This window comes from Rhodococcus phenolicus (assembly GCF_001646785.1).
GTDB lineage: Bacteria > Actinomycetota > Actinomycetes > Mycobacteriales > Mycobacteriaceae > Rhodococcus > Rhodococcus phenolicus.
The window spans coordinates 57,137-71,291 of the sequence record NZ_LRRH01000058.1 but is presented as its reverse complement, the minus strand read 5'-3'; the positions used below and the strand labels follow the sequence as shown (position 1 = coordinate 71,291).

General features: G+C 68.8%; 11 protein-coding genes. 4 read left to right on the top strand and 7 right to left on the bottom strand.

Going from position 1 to position 14,155, the window contains the following annotated elements; genetic code table 11:
* Window positions 1-61: 61 nt before the first annotated feature.
* Complete coding sequence (locus tag A8G15_RS16665; RefSeq protein WP_068161783.1) at window positions 62-928, top strand: oxidoreductase; 867 nt, start codon at window positions 62-64, stop codon at window positions 926-928.
* Here the strand turns inward: A8G15_RS16665 and A8G15_RS16660 are convergent.
* Genes A8G15_RS16660 through A8G15_RS16650 form a run of 3 tightly spaced genes read right to left on the bottom strand, consistent with a single transcriptional unit; the run spans window position 921 to window position 4,146 of the window.
* Window positions 921-3,239 (bottom strand): DEAD/DEAH box helicase, encoded by a 2,319-nt coding sequence (locus tag A8G15_RS16660; RefSeq protein WP_068161952.1) that lies wholly within the window; start codon window positions 3,237-3,239, stop codon window positions 921-923. The two genes, A8G15_RS16665 and A8G15_RS16660, sit on opposite strands and share 8 nt — an antisense overlap.
* Before the next feature lie 29 nt (window positions 3,240-3,268).
* Window positions 3,269-3,691 (bottom strand): organic hydroperoxide resistance protein, encoded by a 423-nt coding sequence (locus A8G15_RS16655; protein WP_068161780.1) that lies wholly within the window; start codon window positions 3,689-3,691, stop codon window positions 3,269-3,271.
* Window positions 3,688-4,146: a MarR family winged helix-turn-helix transcriptional regulator gene (locus A8G15_RS16650; protein WP_281180693.1), complete on the bottom strand. Its 459-nt coding sequence runs from the start codon at window positions 4,144-4,146 to the stop codon at window positions 3,688-3,690. Before A8G15_RS16650 ends, A8G15_RS16655 begins: the two co-directional genes overlap by 4 nt.
* 151 nt (window positions 4,147-4,297) lie before the next feature.
* On the opposite strand from A8G15_RS16650, the gene A8G15_RS16645 reads away from it, so the two are divergent.
* Together A8G15_RS16645 and A8G15_RS16640 are read left to right on the top strand one after the other, a co-directional pair.
* Window positions 4,298-6,721, top strand: a complete 2,424-nt coding sequence (locus tag A8G15_RS16645) for an ATP-dependent Clp protease ATP-binding subunit (protein WP_068161774.1) — start codon at window positions 4,298-4,300, stop codon at window positions 6,719-6,721.
* Between the two features lie 85 nt (window positions 6,722-6,806).
* Window positions 6,807-7,760, top strand: a complete 954-nt coding sequence (locus A8G15_RS16640) for an alpha/beta hydrolase (protein ID WP_068161771.1) — start codon at window positions 6,807-6,809, stop codon at window positions 7,758-7,760.
* Between the two features lie 55 nt (window positions 7,761-7,815).
* Here the strand turns inward: A8G15_RS16640 and A8G15_RS16635 are convergent, their stop codons facing one another.
* The 4 genes from A8G15_RS16635 to A8G15_RS16620 form a co-directional block, all read right to left on the bottom strand.
* Entirely contained in the window at window positions 7,816-8,757 is a 942-nt protein-coding gene (locus tag A8G15_RS16635; protein WP_068161768.1) for a 3-carboxyethylcatechol 2,3-dioxygenase, read from the bottom strand.
* 10 nt (window positions 8,758-8,767) lie between these two features.
* Window positions 8,768-9,640 (bottom strand): alpha/beta fold hydrolase, encoded by an 873-nt coding sequence (locus A8G15_RS16630; RefSeq protein WP_068161765.1) that lies wholly within the window; start codon window positions 9,638-9,640, stop codon window positions 8,768-8,770.
* A 24-nt stretch (window positions 9,641-9,664) separates the two neighbouring features.
* Window positions 9,665-11,401, bottom strand: a complete 1,737-nt coding sequence (locus A8G15_RS16625; protein ID WP_068161762.1) for a bifunctional 3-(3-hydroxy-phenyl)propionate/3-hydroxycinnamic acid hydroxylase — start codon at window positions 11,399-11,401, stop codon at window positions 9,665-9,667.
* Between the two features lie 228 nt (window positions 11,402-11,629).
* Window positions 11,630-12,331, bottom strand: coding sequence for an IclR family transcriptional regulator (locus A8G15_RS16620; RefSeq protein WP_245687872.1), 702 nt, complete (start codon window positions 12,329-12,331; stop codon window positions 11,630-11,632).
* A 175-nt stretch (window positions 12,332-12,506) separates the two neighbouring features.
* Here A8G15_RS16620 and A8G15_RS16615 point away from each other — a divergent pair, with 175 nt between their 5' ends.
* Window positions 12,507-14,009: an MFS transporter gene (locus A8G15_RS16615; RefSeq protein WP_082899954.1), complete on the top strand. Its 1,503-nt coding sequence runs from the start codon at window positions 12,507-12,509 to the stop codon at window positions 14,007-14,009.
* Window positions 14,010-14,155: the final 146 nt, after the last annotated feature.

The following is a 14,155-nucleotide window of genomic DNA, read 5'->3' as shown; positions in this document are numbered from 1 at the left end:
ATCCCTGGGATGTTTCCTGCACGTGTCGTCGCAGCGTGCCGCTCGGCGTAGGGTGGCCGCCATGACCGCTTGGACCACAGGGGACATTCCGGATCAGCAGGGTCGCACCGTCGTCGTCACCGGCGCCAACAGCGGATTGGGGGAGCACACCGCGCGGGCCCTCGCGGGGGCTGGCGCGGACGTGATCCTCGCGTGCCGCGACGTGGCGAAAGGGGAGGCGGTCGCCGCGTCGATCGGCTCCCGCGCACAGGTACGGCGGCTCGACCTCGCGGATCTCGCGTCGGTGCGCGAGTTCGCCGGGGGCATCGAGAAGGTCGACGTGCTCGTCAACAACGCCGGGGTGATGGCGGTGCCGCTGCGCCGGACCGCCGACGGCTTCGAGATGCAGATCGGTACCAACCACCTGGGGCACTTCGCGTTGACGAATCTGATGCTCGACCGGATCACCGAGCGGGTCGTCACCGTCTCCAGCGCCGCCCACAAGGCGGGGCGGATCGATCTCGACGACCTGAACTGGGAACGCCGCCGCTATCAGCGCTGGCTCGCGTACGGGCAGTCGAAGCTGGCGAACCTGCTGTTCGCGTACGAGCTGCAACGCAGGCTGACCGCGCAGGGATCGACCGTGCTGTCGGTCGCCGCGCACCCCGGATATGCGCGGACGAATCTGCAGTCCCACACCGAGTCGTTCCAGGACTGGGTGATGAAACTCGGCAACCCGATCCTCGGGCAGTCCGCGGAGATGGGGGCGCTGCCGTCGCTGTACGCGGCGACCTCACCGGACGTCGTGCCCGGCGGGTTCTACGGGCCGGACAAGCTGTTCGAGACCCGTGGCCACCCGCACCGGGTGCGGTCGAACGCCCGCTCCCAGGACGTCGCGGTCGCGCGGCAGTTGTGGGATCTGTCCGAACAGCTGTGTTCGCTCAACTGATGTTCGTGGTCGCGGCCTCGGTGGCGCACGCGCCGGGCACGGGCAGGGCACCGCGGTCGCACAGCCCGGTCTGGCCGATCAGGTCCAGGGTGCGCAGATAGCGTCGGAGTAGGTCGCCGGCCGAGACGTCGCTGTCGACGGCGCGCATCGCGGCGGCCAGCCCGTCGCCACGGGCGAGCCGGTGGATCGCGACGACCGCGACCGGATCGGGTTCGGGCGAGACCGGGAGCCCGAGGCGTTGCTCCGCTCCTGCCAGTTCCGCCCACATCCGCCCGGTGGCGCGCAGCGCCTCGTCCACCGCGGCGGTCGCCGCCCCGGACCGTGCCGGCACCCGGTGTCCTGATTCGCCGATCACGGTCGACACGACCGCCGCCAGCTCGGCCGGAGCGAGTCCGGACCAGGCGCCGCCGCGCAGGCATTCGGCGACGAGAAGGTCGTTCGTGCAATAGATCCGGGACAGCCGGTGGCCCTCCTCGGTGACGTGGGCGCGCCCGCTGTGCGGATCGAGTACGACGTGGCCGCGTTCGTCGAGCAGGGCCAGCACGCCGTCGAACGTGCCGGTGAGGCGGTCGGTGACGGCCGCGATGCGGATGCGCATCGCGTCGGTGTCGTCACCGAGCGTGCGGCGCCGGGCGGCGAGCGTGAGCAGGCGATCGCGGTCGCCGCGCCGGTGCACCGGATGGGATCGCACGGCCCGGGCCAGCGCCGTGACCGCGTCCGAACCGGCCACGCCACGTGCCGCGACGAGCCGGTCGCGCAGCGCCAGGTACTCCGAAAGCCCTTTGACGGCAGCGAGTTCACGGTCGAGTTCGTGCAGGCTCGCGCTGTTCGTGCGCGCCGCCGCGGTGAGCGCCGCCACGGACTTCTCCGCCTGGAACTGGGCGAACGACCGACGCAGAAGGTCGCGAGCGGCGGGCGCGCCGAGACGGTCCACCAGGTTCACGGCCGTGTTGTAGCCGACCCGCAGCGAACTGGTCAGCGGATAGGTGCGGGTGGAGGCCAGCCCGGCGACCGTCGCCGGCTGCACCTCGGGGGTCCACAGCACCACGGCGTGCCCCTCGGTGTCGATGCCGCGGCGACCGGCGCGGCCGGTGAGTTGCGTGTACTCCCCGGGAGTGATCCGTTCTGGGCCGTGCGCGGTCGGTTTGACGAGCCTTTCGAGCACGACGGTGCGCGCCGGCATGTTCACACCCACCGCGAGGGTTTCGGTGGCGAAGACGACGCGCACCAGGCCCAGACCGAACAGTTCCTCGACCGCGTGCCGGAACACCGGCACCATGCCGGCGTGGTGGGCCGCGAAGCCGCGCTCGAGACCGTCCAGCCACCCGACGTATCCCAGCGCGTCGAGATCTGCGGGAGATACTGTCGCAACGTGCTTTTCGGCGATCGAGCGGATCCGCTCGACGTCGTGGGCATCGGTCAGGCGCAGTGACGAACGCAGGCATTCGTCGACCGCGGTGTCGCAACCGGAGCGACTGAACCGGAACCAGATCGCCGGCAGCAATGCCTCGGCTTCGAGTCGCGCCACCAGTTCCGGGCGATCGGCGCCGGCCGGCCCCGGGGTGGCGGTGCGTCGACGGCGTCGTCCCCGGCCGGGAATCGCGGGTGCGGCCTCGACGAGTTGCCGGTGCGCGATGTACCGGACGAGTTGTTCGTCGACGGTGCCGGTGACGGGGGAGAACAGGTCGAACAACCGTCCACCGGCCAGCACGTGCTGCCACAACGGCACCGGTCGATGTTCCTCGACGACGACGGTCGTCGGGCCGCGGATCCGGCCGATCCACTCACCGAACTCCTCGGCATTGCTCACCGTCGCCGACAGGCTCACGAGCCGGACGGCCGACGGGAGCGTGAGGATCGTTTCCTCCCACACGGCGCCGCGGTCGCGGTCGGCGAGGTAGTGCACCTCGTCCATCACGACGTGGGTCAGCCCGTCGAGCAGCGGGGAATCGCCGTGCAGCATGCTGCGCAGCACTTCGGTCGTCATCACCACCACCGGTGCGTGGGGGCGCAGCGAGACGTCGCCGGTGAGCAGGCCGACGTGGTCGTCGCCGAAGCGTGCCGCGAGATCGCTGTACTTCTGGTTGCTCAGCGCCTTGATCGGCGTGGTGTAGAAGCACTTGCCCTCACCGGCGAGCGCAAGGGTCGCGGCGAACTCGCCGACCACGGTCTTGCCGGACCCGGTGGGCGCGCAGACCAGCACGTCCCGGCCGTCGTCGAGAGCCCGGCACGCGCGGAGCTGGAAGTCGTCGAGGGCGAAACCGAGGGTCGCGGTGAACCGCGCGAGCCGCGAATCGTCCTGCTTGCACACATCCACCACAGTAGGGCCTGCGGCGGAGGTCAGTCTTCGGACACCTCGAGCGCGACCTCGATATTGCCGCGGGTCGCGTTGGAGTACGGGCACACCTGGTGCGCCTTCTCGGTCAGCGCGAGCGCCTGGTCGCGCGGCACGTTGGGGAGGGTGACCTCGAGCGTGACGGTCAGCTCGAAACCACCGCCGTCGTTGGGGCCGATACCGACGCGTGCGCCCACGGCGGAATCGGTGATGTCGGCCTTCTCCTGGCGGGCGATGAGCTGCAGTGCGGAGTGGAAGCACGCGGCGTAGCCGGCGGCGAACAGCTGCTCCGGGTTGGTGCCGTCGCCGGAGCCGCCCATCTCGGTGGGCATGGCGAGCTGCAGGTCGAGCCGGCCGTCGCTGGTGCGGACGCTGCCGTTGCGGGCGGCGCCGGTGGAGAGGGCTTCGGCGGTGTAGAGGACGTTCATCGTGCGCTCCCTGTCGTGTGAGTCGAGGTGGTGCGGAGTGCCGCGGTCATGGTGTGGAGCGTGTCGCGCAGGGCGAGCAGTTCCGGAATGTCGAGCCCGGAGGCCCGGGCGATGCATTCCGGGATGTCCTGCGCTCCCGAGCGCATGTCGGTGCCGGCGCCGGTCAGGTGCACGACGACGCGGCGTTCGTCGGTGCTCTGCCGGCGTCGCTCGATCAGCCCGGCGGTCTCGAGCCGCTTGAGGAGCGGCGAAAGGGTGCCGGTGTCGAGGTCGAGCGCGTCGCACAGGTCCTGGACACCGCGACCGTCGCGCTCCCACAGGGCCAGCATCACCAGATACTGCGGATAGGTGAGGCCGAGCCGATCCAGATGGGGGCGGTAGACGGCGGTGGTGGCCCGCGACGCTCTGTAGAGGGCGAAGCAGACCTGCTGGTCGAGGGTGAAAGCATCGGACACGAGGAAGAACATAGCGCCCCGTTATGTTGTGCGCAATATAGATGTGCTCAACCAAGTAGGTGATGCAGATCACGTTGTCTCGGGAATTGATCGGGTATTCGGCACGTTAGTTGAGTTCGTAAGACTCAAGTCTCGGAAGAAAGGCTTCGGAATGCCGTCATTCTTCGGGCCTGGTGGCCCTGGCCGCATCGACATCACCCGTTTCCTCAGCCGCGGCACACAGGACCTCATGGCCGCTGCCGCCCGTTTCGCCGCCGAACGCGGCGACGCCGATCTCGATGCGCTGCACGTCCTCCGCGTCATGGCGGAGCAGGACCCGGCCCGGACGGTCATGACCCGTTCCGGTGCCGACCCCGCCGCGGTCGTCGCGGCCGTCGACGAACGACTCCCGGAAGCGGGCGTCGCGGACGGCGCGACCGCGCCGGCCCTCAGCGGCGCCGTGCGGACCGCGCTGCTCGAGGCGCACCAGTTCGCCCGCGCGCTCGGCTCGACCTACATCGACCCCGAGCACGTGTTCTTCGCGCTCGCCGCCGACCGCACCCGCGGACCGGGCCGGCTGCTCGCGTCGCTCGGGGTGACCCCGCAGTCGCTGCAGGCAGCGCTGCAACCGGCTGCGGCGGCGCCGCAGGCGGAGTCCGCCACCCCGACCCTCGACAAGTTCGGCGTCGACCTGACCTCCCGTGCCCGCGACGGGCACATCGACCCGGTCATCGGCCGCGCCGACGAGATCGAGCAGACCGTCGAGATCCTGTCGCGGCGTACCAAGAACAACCCGGTGCTCGTCGGGGAGGCCGGAGTCGGCAAGACCGCGATCGTCGAAGGTCTCGCCCAGCGCATCGTCGACGGAGACGTGCCGGACACGTTGCGCGACAAGCGCATCGTCCAGCTCGACCTCACCTCGATGGTCGCCGGCACCCGCTACCGCGGAGACTTCGAGGAACGGCTGACGAACGTGCTCGACGAGATCACCGCACAGTCCGGTGAGCTGATCGTCTTCATCGACGAAATCCACACCGTCGTCGGTGCGGGCGGCGGAGGCAGCGAAGGCGCCATGGACGCCGGCAACATCCTCAAGCCCAAACTCGCGCGCGGCGAGCTGCACGTCGTTGGCGCGACGACCCTCGACGAGTACCGCAAGCACATCGAGAAGGACCCGGCGCTCGAGCGGCGGTTCCAGCCGGTCACCGTCGGCGAACCCGCCCACGCGGACGCCGTCGCGATCCTGCGCGGACTGCGCGACCGATACGCCGAGTTCCACGGTGTCGTCTACACGGACGACGCGCTCGAAGCCGCGGTCGATCTGTCCGTCCGGTATCTGCCGGACCGGCACCTGCCGGACAAGGCGATCGACCTGATCGATCAGGCCGGTGCGCGCCTGCGGTTGCGGACCCCGCGCGTCGACACCGTCGAACTGCGCAACCGTCTCGCGGCCCTCGAAACCGAGAAGGACGAGGCCGTCAAGGCGGAACAGTACGAACAGGCGTCGCGTCTGCGCGACGAGATCGCCCGCGTGCAGGCCCGCCTCGACGCCGGAACCCCGGCCGTCGAGGATGTCGACGCACCCGAGGTGAACTCCGAACTGATCGCCGAGATCGTCTCGCGGGCAACCGGAATCCCGGCGACCCGCATGACGCAGGCCGAGAAGGACCGGCTGCGCGGCCTGGAGGACGAACTGCACAAGCGGGTCGTCGGGCAGGACGAGGCGGTGCGCGCGGTCGCGCGGGCGGTGCGACGCAGCCGTGCCGGCATGGCCGATCCGCACCGGCCCGTCGGCAGCTTCCTGTTCCTCGGGCCGACCGGTGTCGGCAAGACCGAACTGGCCAAGGCGCTCGCCGAGGTGCTGTTCGGGGAGGAGAACAAGATGCTGCGCGTCGACATGAGCGAGTTCGGGGAACGGCACACCGTCAGCAGGCTCGTCGGTGCCCCTCCCGGGTACGTCGGCTACGGCGAGGCCGGTCAGCTCACCGAACAGGTACGGCGCAACCCGTACTCGGTGGTCCTGCTCGACGAGATCGAGAAGGCGCACCCGGACGTGTTCAACACGCTGCTGCAGGTGCTCGACGACGGCCGCCTCACCGACGGCCAGGGCCGCACGGTCGACTTCACCAACACCGTGGTGATCATGACCAGCAACCTGGGCTCGGACATCATCTCCAGCCGCGGCGGGGCACTCGGCTTCACCACCGGCGACGCCGAAGCCGCCGAGAAGCCGCTGCGGGACCGGGTGATGGGCCGGCTGCGCGAATCGATGCGACCGGAATTCCTCAACCGCATCGACGAGATCGTGCTGTTCCGCAAGCTCGACGGCGAGCAGCTGCACCGCATCACCGACCTGCTGCTCGACGAGTCGCGGGAGCGGTTGCAGGCCAGGGGTATCGAACTGGAGATCGCAGCCGACGCCGTCGACTGGATCGCCGAACACGGCCACCAGCCCGAGTTCGGAGCCCGGCCGTTGCGCCGCGCCATCCAGCGCGAGGTCGACGACCGCATCGCCGACCTGCTGCTCGACGACGAACTCGCCGAAGGCGGCGCCGTGACGGTCGCGGTGGAGGACGGCGAACTCGTCGTCCGATAAGGCGGTAGCCGATGAACAGGAGCCCCTCGTCCGGAAATCGGGCGAGGGGCTCCTTGGCGTGCCGAAGACCTTCTATATTCGCTGGATGGAACAGATCCCCGTCACGCCGCTGCCTGCCCGCACCCGGCTGTTCGGTGCCGCCCTGCGGGTCCTGGCCAGTGAGCCGTCCGACGGACCGCAGATGGTCGCGCTGCGGGCGCGGCGTGCCCGGCTGATCGCGTCGCGTCCGGGTCGGCTGGTCGTCGGCACCGACGCGGTGGGGGTCGCCGTGACCGACCGGCACATCGACAACGGCATCCGGTTGCGCATACATACCCCTGCCGACGCCGGGCCCCGGCCGATCGTGGTGAACTACCACGGCGGCGGCTGGTGTATCGGGTCGCCCGAACAGTCCCGGTGGATCGCCGGTCGTGTCGCCGCGCAGGCCGGAGCGATCGTCGTGTGCCCGACCTACCGGCTGGCTCCCGAACACCCTTATCCGGCCGCCGTCGACGACGCGTGGGCGGCATTGCAGTGGGTGCGGTCGAACGCCACCGAGCTGGGCGGGGATCCGGAGCGGATCGCGGTCATGGGCGACAGCGCCGGCGGGAACCTCGCGGCGGTCGCGGCCCTGCACGCCCGCGACGCCGACGGCCCCGCGCTGCGCGCCCAGGTGCTCGTCTACCCGGCGGTCGAGATGTACGAGCGGTGGCCGTCCGAGGCCGCCAATGCGAACGCCCCGCTGCTCACGTCGAAGCAGATGCGGACGTTCGGGCGGCTGTATCTCGGCGACGGTTACGGCACCGAGGACTGGCGGGCCTCCCCGATCCGGGCCGCCTCACACGAGTCGCTGCCGCCCGCGCTGATCCTCACCGCCGGGCACGATCCGTTGCGCGACCACGGTTTCCGCTACGCCGCCACATTGCGCGCGGCGGGCGTCGCGGCCGACCACCACGACTATCCCGACACGATCCACGGATTCGCGGCACTTCCGGGCATCGCGCCCGCCGCCCACACCGCAGCTCGTGACATCGTGGAGTTCCTGCGCCGCACCCTGTGACCCGTGCGCGGTTTCGGTAGCAGCGGCTACCAGAACCACGCACGGGGCGGAGGGGTCAGGCGGGCAGGGCCGTGGTGATCGCGAACCCGGCGATGTACTCGCGGATGGGACGGTAGAACTCGTACTCGACCCGGTACGGCCCGCACGCGCGCAACGCGGAGTAGGCGGCGACCCAGGTCCGCACCTCGTGTGAGGAGTGCCCGGCGGTGGCGTCCATGTCGTCGGCGGTATATCGATCGAAGTCCTCGACCCGACCGGACCGGCAGACGTCGAGGAAGGCCCGATCCCATTCCGGGTTCAGATCCATGATGTCGGCTTCCCCGGCGGCGAAACGTCGCGCGGTCTCGATCGTGTTGGCCTGCCGGGCGGCTCGGAACTCCGGTGTGGGATTCCGTCCAGCGGTGAGGAATTCGCGCTGCGCTTCGGAGGCGGTGGCGAACTGCGGAACCGGAGGGTCGTGGGAGAGGCCGCCGGATCCGATGAACAGCACGCGCCGGTCCACGTCCGCGAAGTACTCGCCGACGGCTCGGCCGAGCGCCCGGACACGCGACATCGGCGCGAACGGCCGTGCCACCGAGTTGACGAACACCGGCAGGACCGGCTTCGCGGACACGTCGCCGTCGTACAGGATCTCCATCGGCTGGACGGCGCCGTGGTCGACCTCCATCCGGCGTGAGATCGCCAGGTCGATTCCGCGGTCGACGACGAACTGGGCGAGATCCTCGGCGACGGCGGTCGGCACATCGATTTCGCCGCTGTACGAGTCGTAGTCGCCGGTGCCGCGCGCGTTGTAGCCGAGGCAGAAGGGCGGCATGAGGTCGTAGAAGAACCCGTTGTAGTGATCCGGACCGAAATTGACGATCAGCTCGGGATCGAAGTCCTTCACGAACGTTCTGGCCTGTTCGAATGCGGCTTCGACGGCGGTCTTGGTGTCGGCCGGCGGGTTCGCGTGATCGAGCAGGGGGCTGTGGGACATGCACAACAGTGCCTGTGTCATCGAGCCGACCTCACGCCCGGGGTGCCACGCCGTGGCGGGCGAGGTAGTCGCCGATGAGCGCATTGAACTCCTCCGCCCGCTCGACCTGCGACCAGTGGCCGCACCGGCTGAAGATGTGGGCGTCGGCGTGCGGGACGACGTTGAGGATCTCCCACGTGCGTGACACCGGGATCACGACGTCCTGTACGCCGTGGATGAGCAGCACGGGGATCTCCAGTCGCGCGAGCACATCGAAGTCGAGCGGAAGTTCGTGGCGGTCACGGTCGCGCGCCGCGACGACCTGTGCGAGACGGTCCGACGCGGTGTCGTTGAGTGCCGACTTGTAGCGCAACGACACCAATTCGTCGGTGACGAGGGACTTGTCCACGACGAACATCTCGAGCGTGTTGCGGATCCCCTCCTCGGTGAGGGTGGGATTCGAATGCGACTTCAGCGCGCCGGTCAGCTTCGCTCCGCCGGTTCCCATGGAGACGATTCCGAGCAGCCGCTCCGGAAAGTCGATGGCGAACTGGAACGCCAGCCACCCGCCGAGCGAGTTGCCGACGATCCAGGTCTTCTCGATGCCGAGTGCGTCGAGGACGCGCACGGCGTGGCGCACCCATTCGCGGATGCCGTATTCGGTGCCGTCCGCAACGACGGTCTGGCCGTAGCCGATCGAGTCGATGGCGATGCAACGGCCGTGCTCACCGAGGGCGGGCAGGTTGAGCCACCAGTTCGCGGCGGCGGTCACGCCGGTGCCGGAGCCGTGCAGGAACAGGATGGGCGTGCCCTCGCCGATCTCGTGGTAGTGGGTCAGTTCGCCGTCGGCGGTCTGCAGCCACTTGTCCTCGAGACCGAAGAACGCGTCGGTGGTGTAGTCGGGGATGGTGACGGTGTCGGTCACGGTGTGCTCCTGGAGACGAGGGGATCAGAGTGCGTCGACGGGCTCGCGCCCGGGCTGCGGTGCCGCGGCGCCGCTGGGGCGCCGCGTGAAGTGCATCGCGGCGAGGATCGCGTCGAGCGTGGCCGGGGCGTCTTGGGCCAGGCACGCGCCGGCGACGAAGCGGTCGGGCCGCAGGAAGACGATGGGGGTGGGGCGGTCGTCGAACCATTTCTTCACCCTGCCGGTGTGATCGCCGAGGACGAGTACACGCGGATCGGCGCTGCGTTCCATCCAGTGCCGCTGCGTTTCGGGGACCACGGCGACGAGACGGGCGCCCAGTGCGGTGAGCTTGTCGATCGAGTCCTGCGGCAGCATATCGGTCGGGTCGTTGCCCCACACGATCACCGTCCACCAGTTGCCGATCACGTCGTCGAGCAGGAGGTTCGCGCCGTCGCGGGAAGTGACCCGCGGTTGCGGGAACTGGACACCGACCGGAGAGACCTTCGTGTTCGCCGTCCGCACCGGGATCAGTCTGCTGGTGAGTGCAGGACGGGCGCGTCCGCTGTCACGGGTGGTGGGGTCGGCGAGAACACCGCGGTGGTAGCGGGGCATGGGCTTGAAGCGCATGTCGGCGAAGTAGCTCTTGACCTGCGGGAAGAGGTTGAGCGCCGAGGATGCCGCGTCGCGGACGCTCGCCGCGATCGGATTGGTGATCTTGATGAACTTGCCGAAGGTGAGCGACAGATCGACCATCGCCTTGGCGTGGTCCTTGCGCTCGTCCGTGTAGGTGTCGAGCAGGGCGTCGCCGGCCTGCCCGGACAGCACGGAAGCCAGTTTCCACCCGAGATTGGTGGCGTCGCGCATGCCCGAGTTCCAGCCCTGCCCGAGCCACACCGGCATCAGGTGCGCGGCGTCGCCGGCGATGATCTGCCTGCCCTTGCGGAAGTGCGAGGCGACGCGTCCGTGGTGGGTGAACACGCGACGCCGGATGAACTCGAGGCTCGAGGGGTTCGGAACATGTTCGGCGAGAAGATTTTCGACGAACGCCGGGTCGGTGACCTGCTCCTCGGTCTCGTCGTCGTGGAGCATGAACTCCCACCGTCGCACGGCATGTGGCAGGCCGATGGACACGTACGGGCGTTTCGGATCGGCGCCGAGGAACACGTTCGGCGTACCGAGCGGATCGTTGTTCACGTCGACGACGAGCCAACGCGTGGAGGGGGATTCGCCTTCGAATGTCACGCCGAGACGCTTGCGGGTGGGTGACTTCCCGCCTTCGCAGCCGACGAGATACCGGGCCCGGATCCGACGACGGTGCACCTCTCCGTCCGCACCGACGTTCTCGGCGATCGCGGTCACCGCATCGGTGTCCTCCACCACATCTTCGACTCGGTGCCCGAACAGCACCCGAACGTTGTCGTAGCGCGAGAGTCCGTTGTACAGAGCACGATCCACTTCGGGCTGAATGAAGGCGTGTTTGCGTTCCCAGCCGAACTCGTCGGTCTGCGGATTGTTGACGAGGATGACCTTCCCGGCGCCGTTCACCAGTCGCATGATGTGTTGCGGACTGGTGTGCGGCAGCACTGCATCGGCGAGTCCGACGGTCTGCACGGTGCGGAAGGACTCGTCGTCGAGACCGACGCCGCGCGGATAGTCGATCAGGTCGTCGAGGGCTTCGAGCACGGTGACCGAGTGGCCGTACATGCCGAGGATGTTCGCGAGCATGAGGCCGACCGGTCCCGCTCCGACGATGGCGACGTCGCAGTCTTCCGTGGTGTTCATCGGTTCCCGCCTTCGGGTTTGTAGGTGCGTTCGGTCGCCCCGTGACCGTGACGCACCCTGAGCCTTCGTTCGATCGTTATTTGCACGCATATCGGCGATAAGTGCACGCTATGCGACTATGTGACCTCGAGCTCACGCGCCCTGTCAAGGCGGGCCGACGTTCGGCGGCCCCGGAAACGAAGCGACCCGCACCGGAGGCCCGGTGCGGGTCGCTGACGAAACTGCAGGTCACATGTCGTAACCACTGATCTGTGCTGCGGCCGAGACGGTCGCGTCGACGGAATTCTCGAGCAGCTCCTTCGACGCGCTGATCAAGGTCAGGCATGCGGCCGGCTCGTTGGCCGGTCGCGCCAGTGGGACGCCGAGACCCCAATAGCCGCGCTCCACCTCACCGAAGCTCATGACATACCCGGCACGACGGCCCTCGGTCACCCGCGGATCCTCGTTCTCGCGGGGTGGCAGGGCTGCGAGCAGGGCGTATCCGGCAGCGCCGCGGCCGAGCGGATGGCGGCCGCCCTGCCGGAACGAGACGCGGACGTTGGAGTTCGCCGGTTCCGTCACGGTGACCGCGACAGCATCGTCGACCTCGGCGACGAAGAGGGCCACACTCGCGCCGATCCGGTCGGCGAGCTCCTGCATGAGCGGTGTCGCCTGCTCGCGCATGCCGGCGTAGACCCTCCCGGCGAGGGCCGCGAGCCCGCCCGCAGGCCGGTAACGGCCGTCGGGTCCCCGGTTGATCAACCGATGCTCGGCGATGGTGGTCAGCAGCCTCGTCGCGATGCTGCGGTGGACGCCGAGCCGGTCTGCGATGTCCTGGATCGTCAGTCCGCCAGGGGAATTCGACACCAGTTCCAGCGCGTGCAGTCCGCGCGAGAGGGTCTGCGTGCCCGCGGGGCGGGCCGGCAGCGGATTTGTCTCGGGAGTTGCCACAACCCACTGTAGATCGACGCGGTGACGACCGGCCCGGCGCAGCGGCAATTGACAGCCGCGGTGGTCGCTGTCACTCTTGGCACGCCGCGAGTGTCCACGGTGCCCCGCCGTGACCCGCGCCCTGGTCGAGTAACCGCTCCGGCTACGTGATCCACCCGCCTGTCGAACGACCGGCATGTTCTGCGCACTGTCGATTCGCTCGCGCCCCTGTGCCCTCCCATGCGCTCTCGCCCCGCGGGATCCGGCGCGGCGGCTGGAACCCCCCCACACTGCTCGAAAGGCCCGTCACATGGACATCCGCGAAGCAATTCGCACGCGACCCATGCGCCCCTATCAGATCCGGACGATCGTGATCTGCTTCCTGCTGTGCATGGTCGACGGCTTCGAAATCCTCATCATGGCGTTCGTCGCCCCGCACCTGAGCAAGGAATGGGGCCTGGGCTCCGTCGAGGTCGGTTATCTGCTCAGCGCCGGCCTGATCGGAATGGCCGTCGGCGCCTTCTTCCTGTCGCCGCTGTCGGACCGCATCGGACGGCGCCGCGGCACCATCGCGTGCCTCGTTCTCGTGACCATAGGAATGGGACTGTCCGCGGCGGCGATGAATCTCGAACAGCTGATCGTGTTCCGGGCATTCGCCGGACTCGGTATCGGCGGTCTCGTCGCGAGCCTGAACATCCTCGTCTCCGAGAACAGCAACGAGAAGCGACGCGGGGTCACACTCGGCATCTACGGGGCGGGCCTTCCGGCCGGCGTGGCACTCGGCGGTGCGATCTCGGGTGTCCTCATCTCCCACTTCGGCTGGCGGTCCGCGTTCGTGTTCGGCACAGCGGTGACGGCGGTCCTGCTGCTGGTGGTCGTCCGCGCGCTGCCCGAATCCATCGAGTACCTCGTCGACAAGCGTCCGAAGAACGCTTTGGCCCGATACAACGCGATCGCCACGAAACTCGGATACCCGACGGCCGATGCGCTTCCGGAACCGGCCGCCCCGCGCGGCGTGCAGGGTGTGCGCGGCGGCCTGTTCGCCGGGCTGATGGGACGACGCACCGCACTGCTGTGGCTGGGATATTCGTGCCTGATGGCGGCCTTCTACTTCGCGAACACCTGGACACCGAAGCTGCTCACCGACGTGACCGGTGACGCGGGTACGGGCACCACGGCGGGGGTTCTCATCAACGTCGGCGGTGTCGTCGGTGCGCTGGCATTCGCGGCCATGACCGTCGTGTTGCGGCCGCGACTGGTCAACACCCTGCTCATGTTTGCCGGTGCGGGTGTATTCGCCGCGTATGCAAGCGGATTCGAGGTCATCGCGCTGGGGATGGTCCTGTGCATCTGTGTCGGAATGGCAGCCAACGGAGGCGTCGCGGGGTTCTATGCGATCAGCCCGTCGGTGTATCCGGCGGCGGTGCGTGCGACCGGTGTGGGTCTCATGATCGGAGTGGGCCGGCTCGTCTCCATCGTCGCGCCGATTCTCACCGGTTACCTGCTCGACGGAGGATGGACCCCGGAGACCCTCTACTACCTGTTCGGCGCTGTTCTCGTCGTCGCCGGCCTCTTCATGTTCGGACTCGATCGCACGTACCGCGGGCGCAGTGAGAATCCGGAGACGCCCGATGCTCCCGCGTCGGACGACCGGATCGCCCCCGAGCACCACGCGTCGTCGCTCGCCGAGCGTCGCTGAATTCCACGAGCCGGCCGGACGGCATGGGTGCACCGATTCGCGCCCATGTCGTCCGGCTTCGTCGTTCGTAGGTCGTATTCGTTCTGTGCTCGGGTTCCCGCCGGAACCGGGGCCGGCGCGCGTCCACTACTTGGTGTTGCTATCTA

What these genes read in the sequence shown, in the direction of transcription:
- A8G15_RS16640 (WP_068161771.1), top strand. Translation starts at nt 6,807, where the DNA reads ATGGAACAGATCCCCGTCACGCCGCTGCCTGCCCGCACCCGGCTGTTC.
- A8G15_RS16625 (WP_068161762.1), bottom strand. Translation starts at nt 11,401, where the DNA reads ATGAACACCACGGAAGACTGCGACGTCGCCATCGTCGGAGCGGGACCG.
- A8G15_RS16645 (WP_068161774.1), top strand. Translation starts at nt 4,298, where the DNA reads ATGCCGTCATTCTTCGGGCCTGGTGGCCCTGGCCGCATCGACATCACC.
- A8G15_RS16635 (WP_068161768.1), bottom strand. Translation starts at nt 8,757, where the DNA reads ATGACACAGGCACTGTTGTGCATGTCCCACAGCCCCCTGCTCGATCAC.
- A8G15_RS16665 (WP_068161783.1), top strand. Translation starts at nt 62, where the DNA reads ATGACCGCTTGGACCACAGGGGACATTCCGGATCAGCAGGGTCGCACC.
- A8G15_RS16655 (WP_068161780.1), bottom strand. Translation starts at nt 3,691, where the DNA reads ATGAACGTCCTCTACACCGCCGAAGCCCTCTCCACCGGCGCCGCCCGC.
- A8G15_RS16615 (WP_082899954.1), top strand. Translation starts at nt 12,507, where the DNA reads ATGTTCTGCGCACTGTCGATTCGCTCGCGCCCCTGTGCCCTCCCATGC.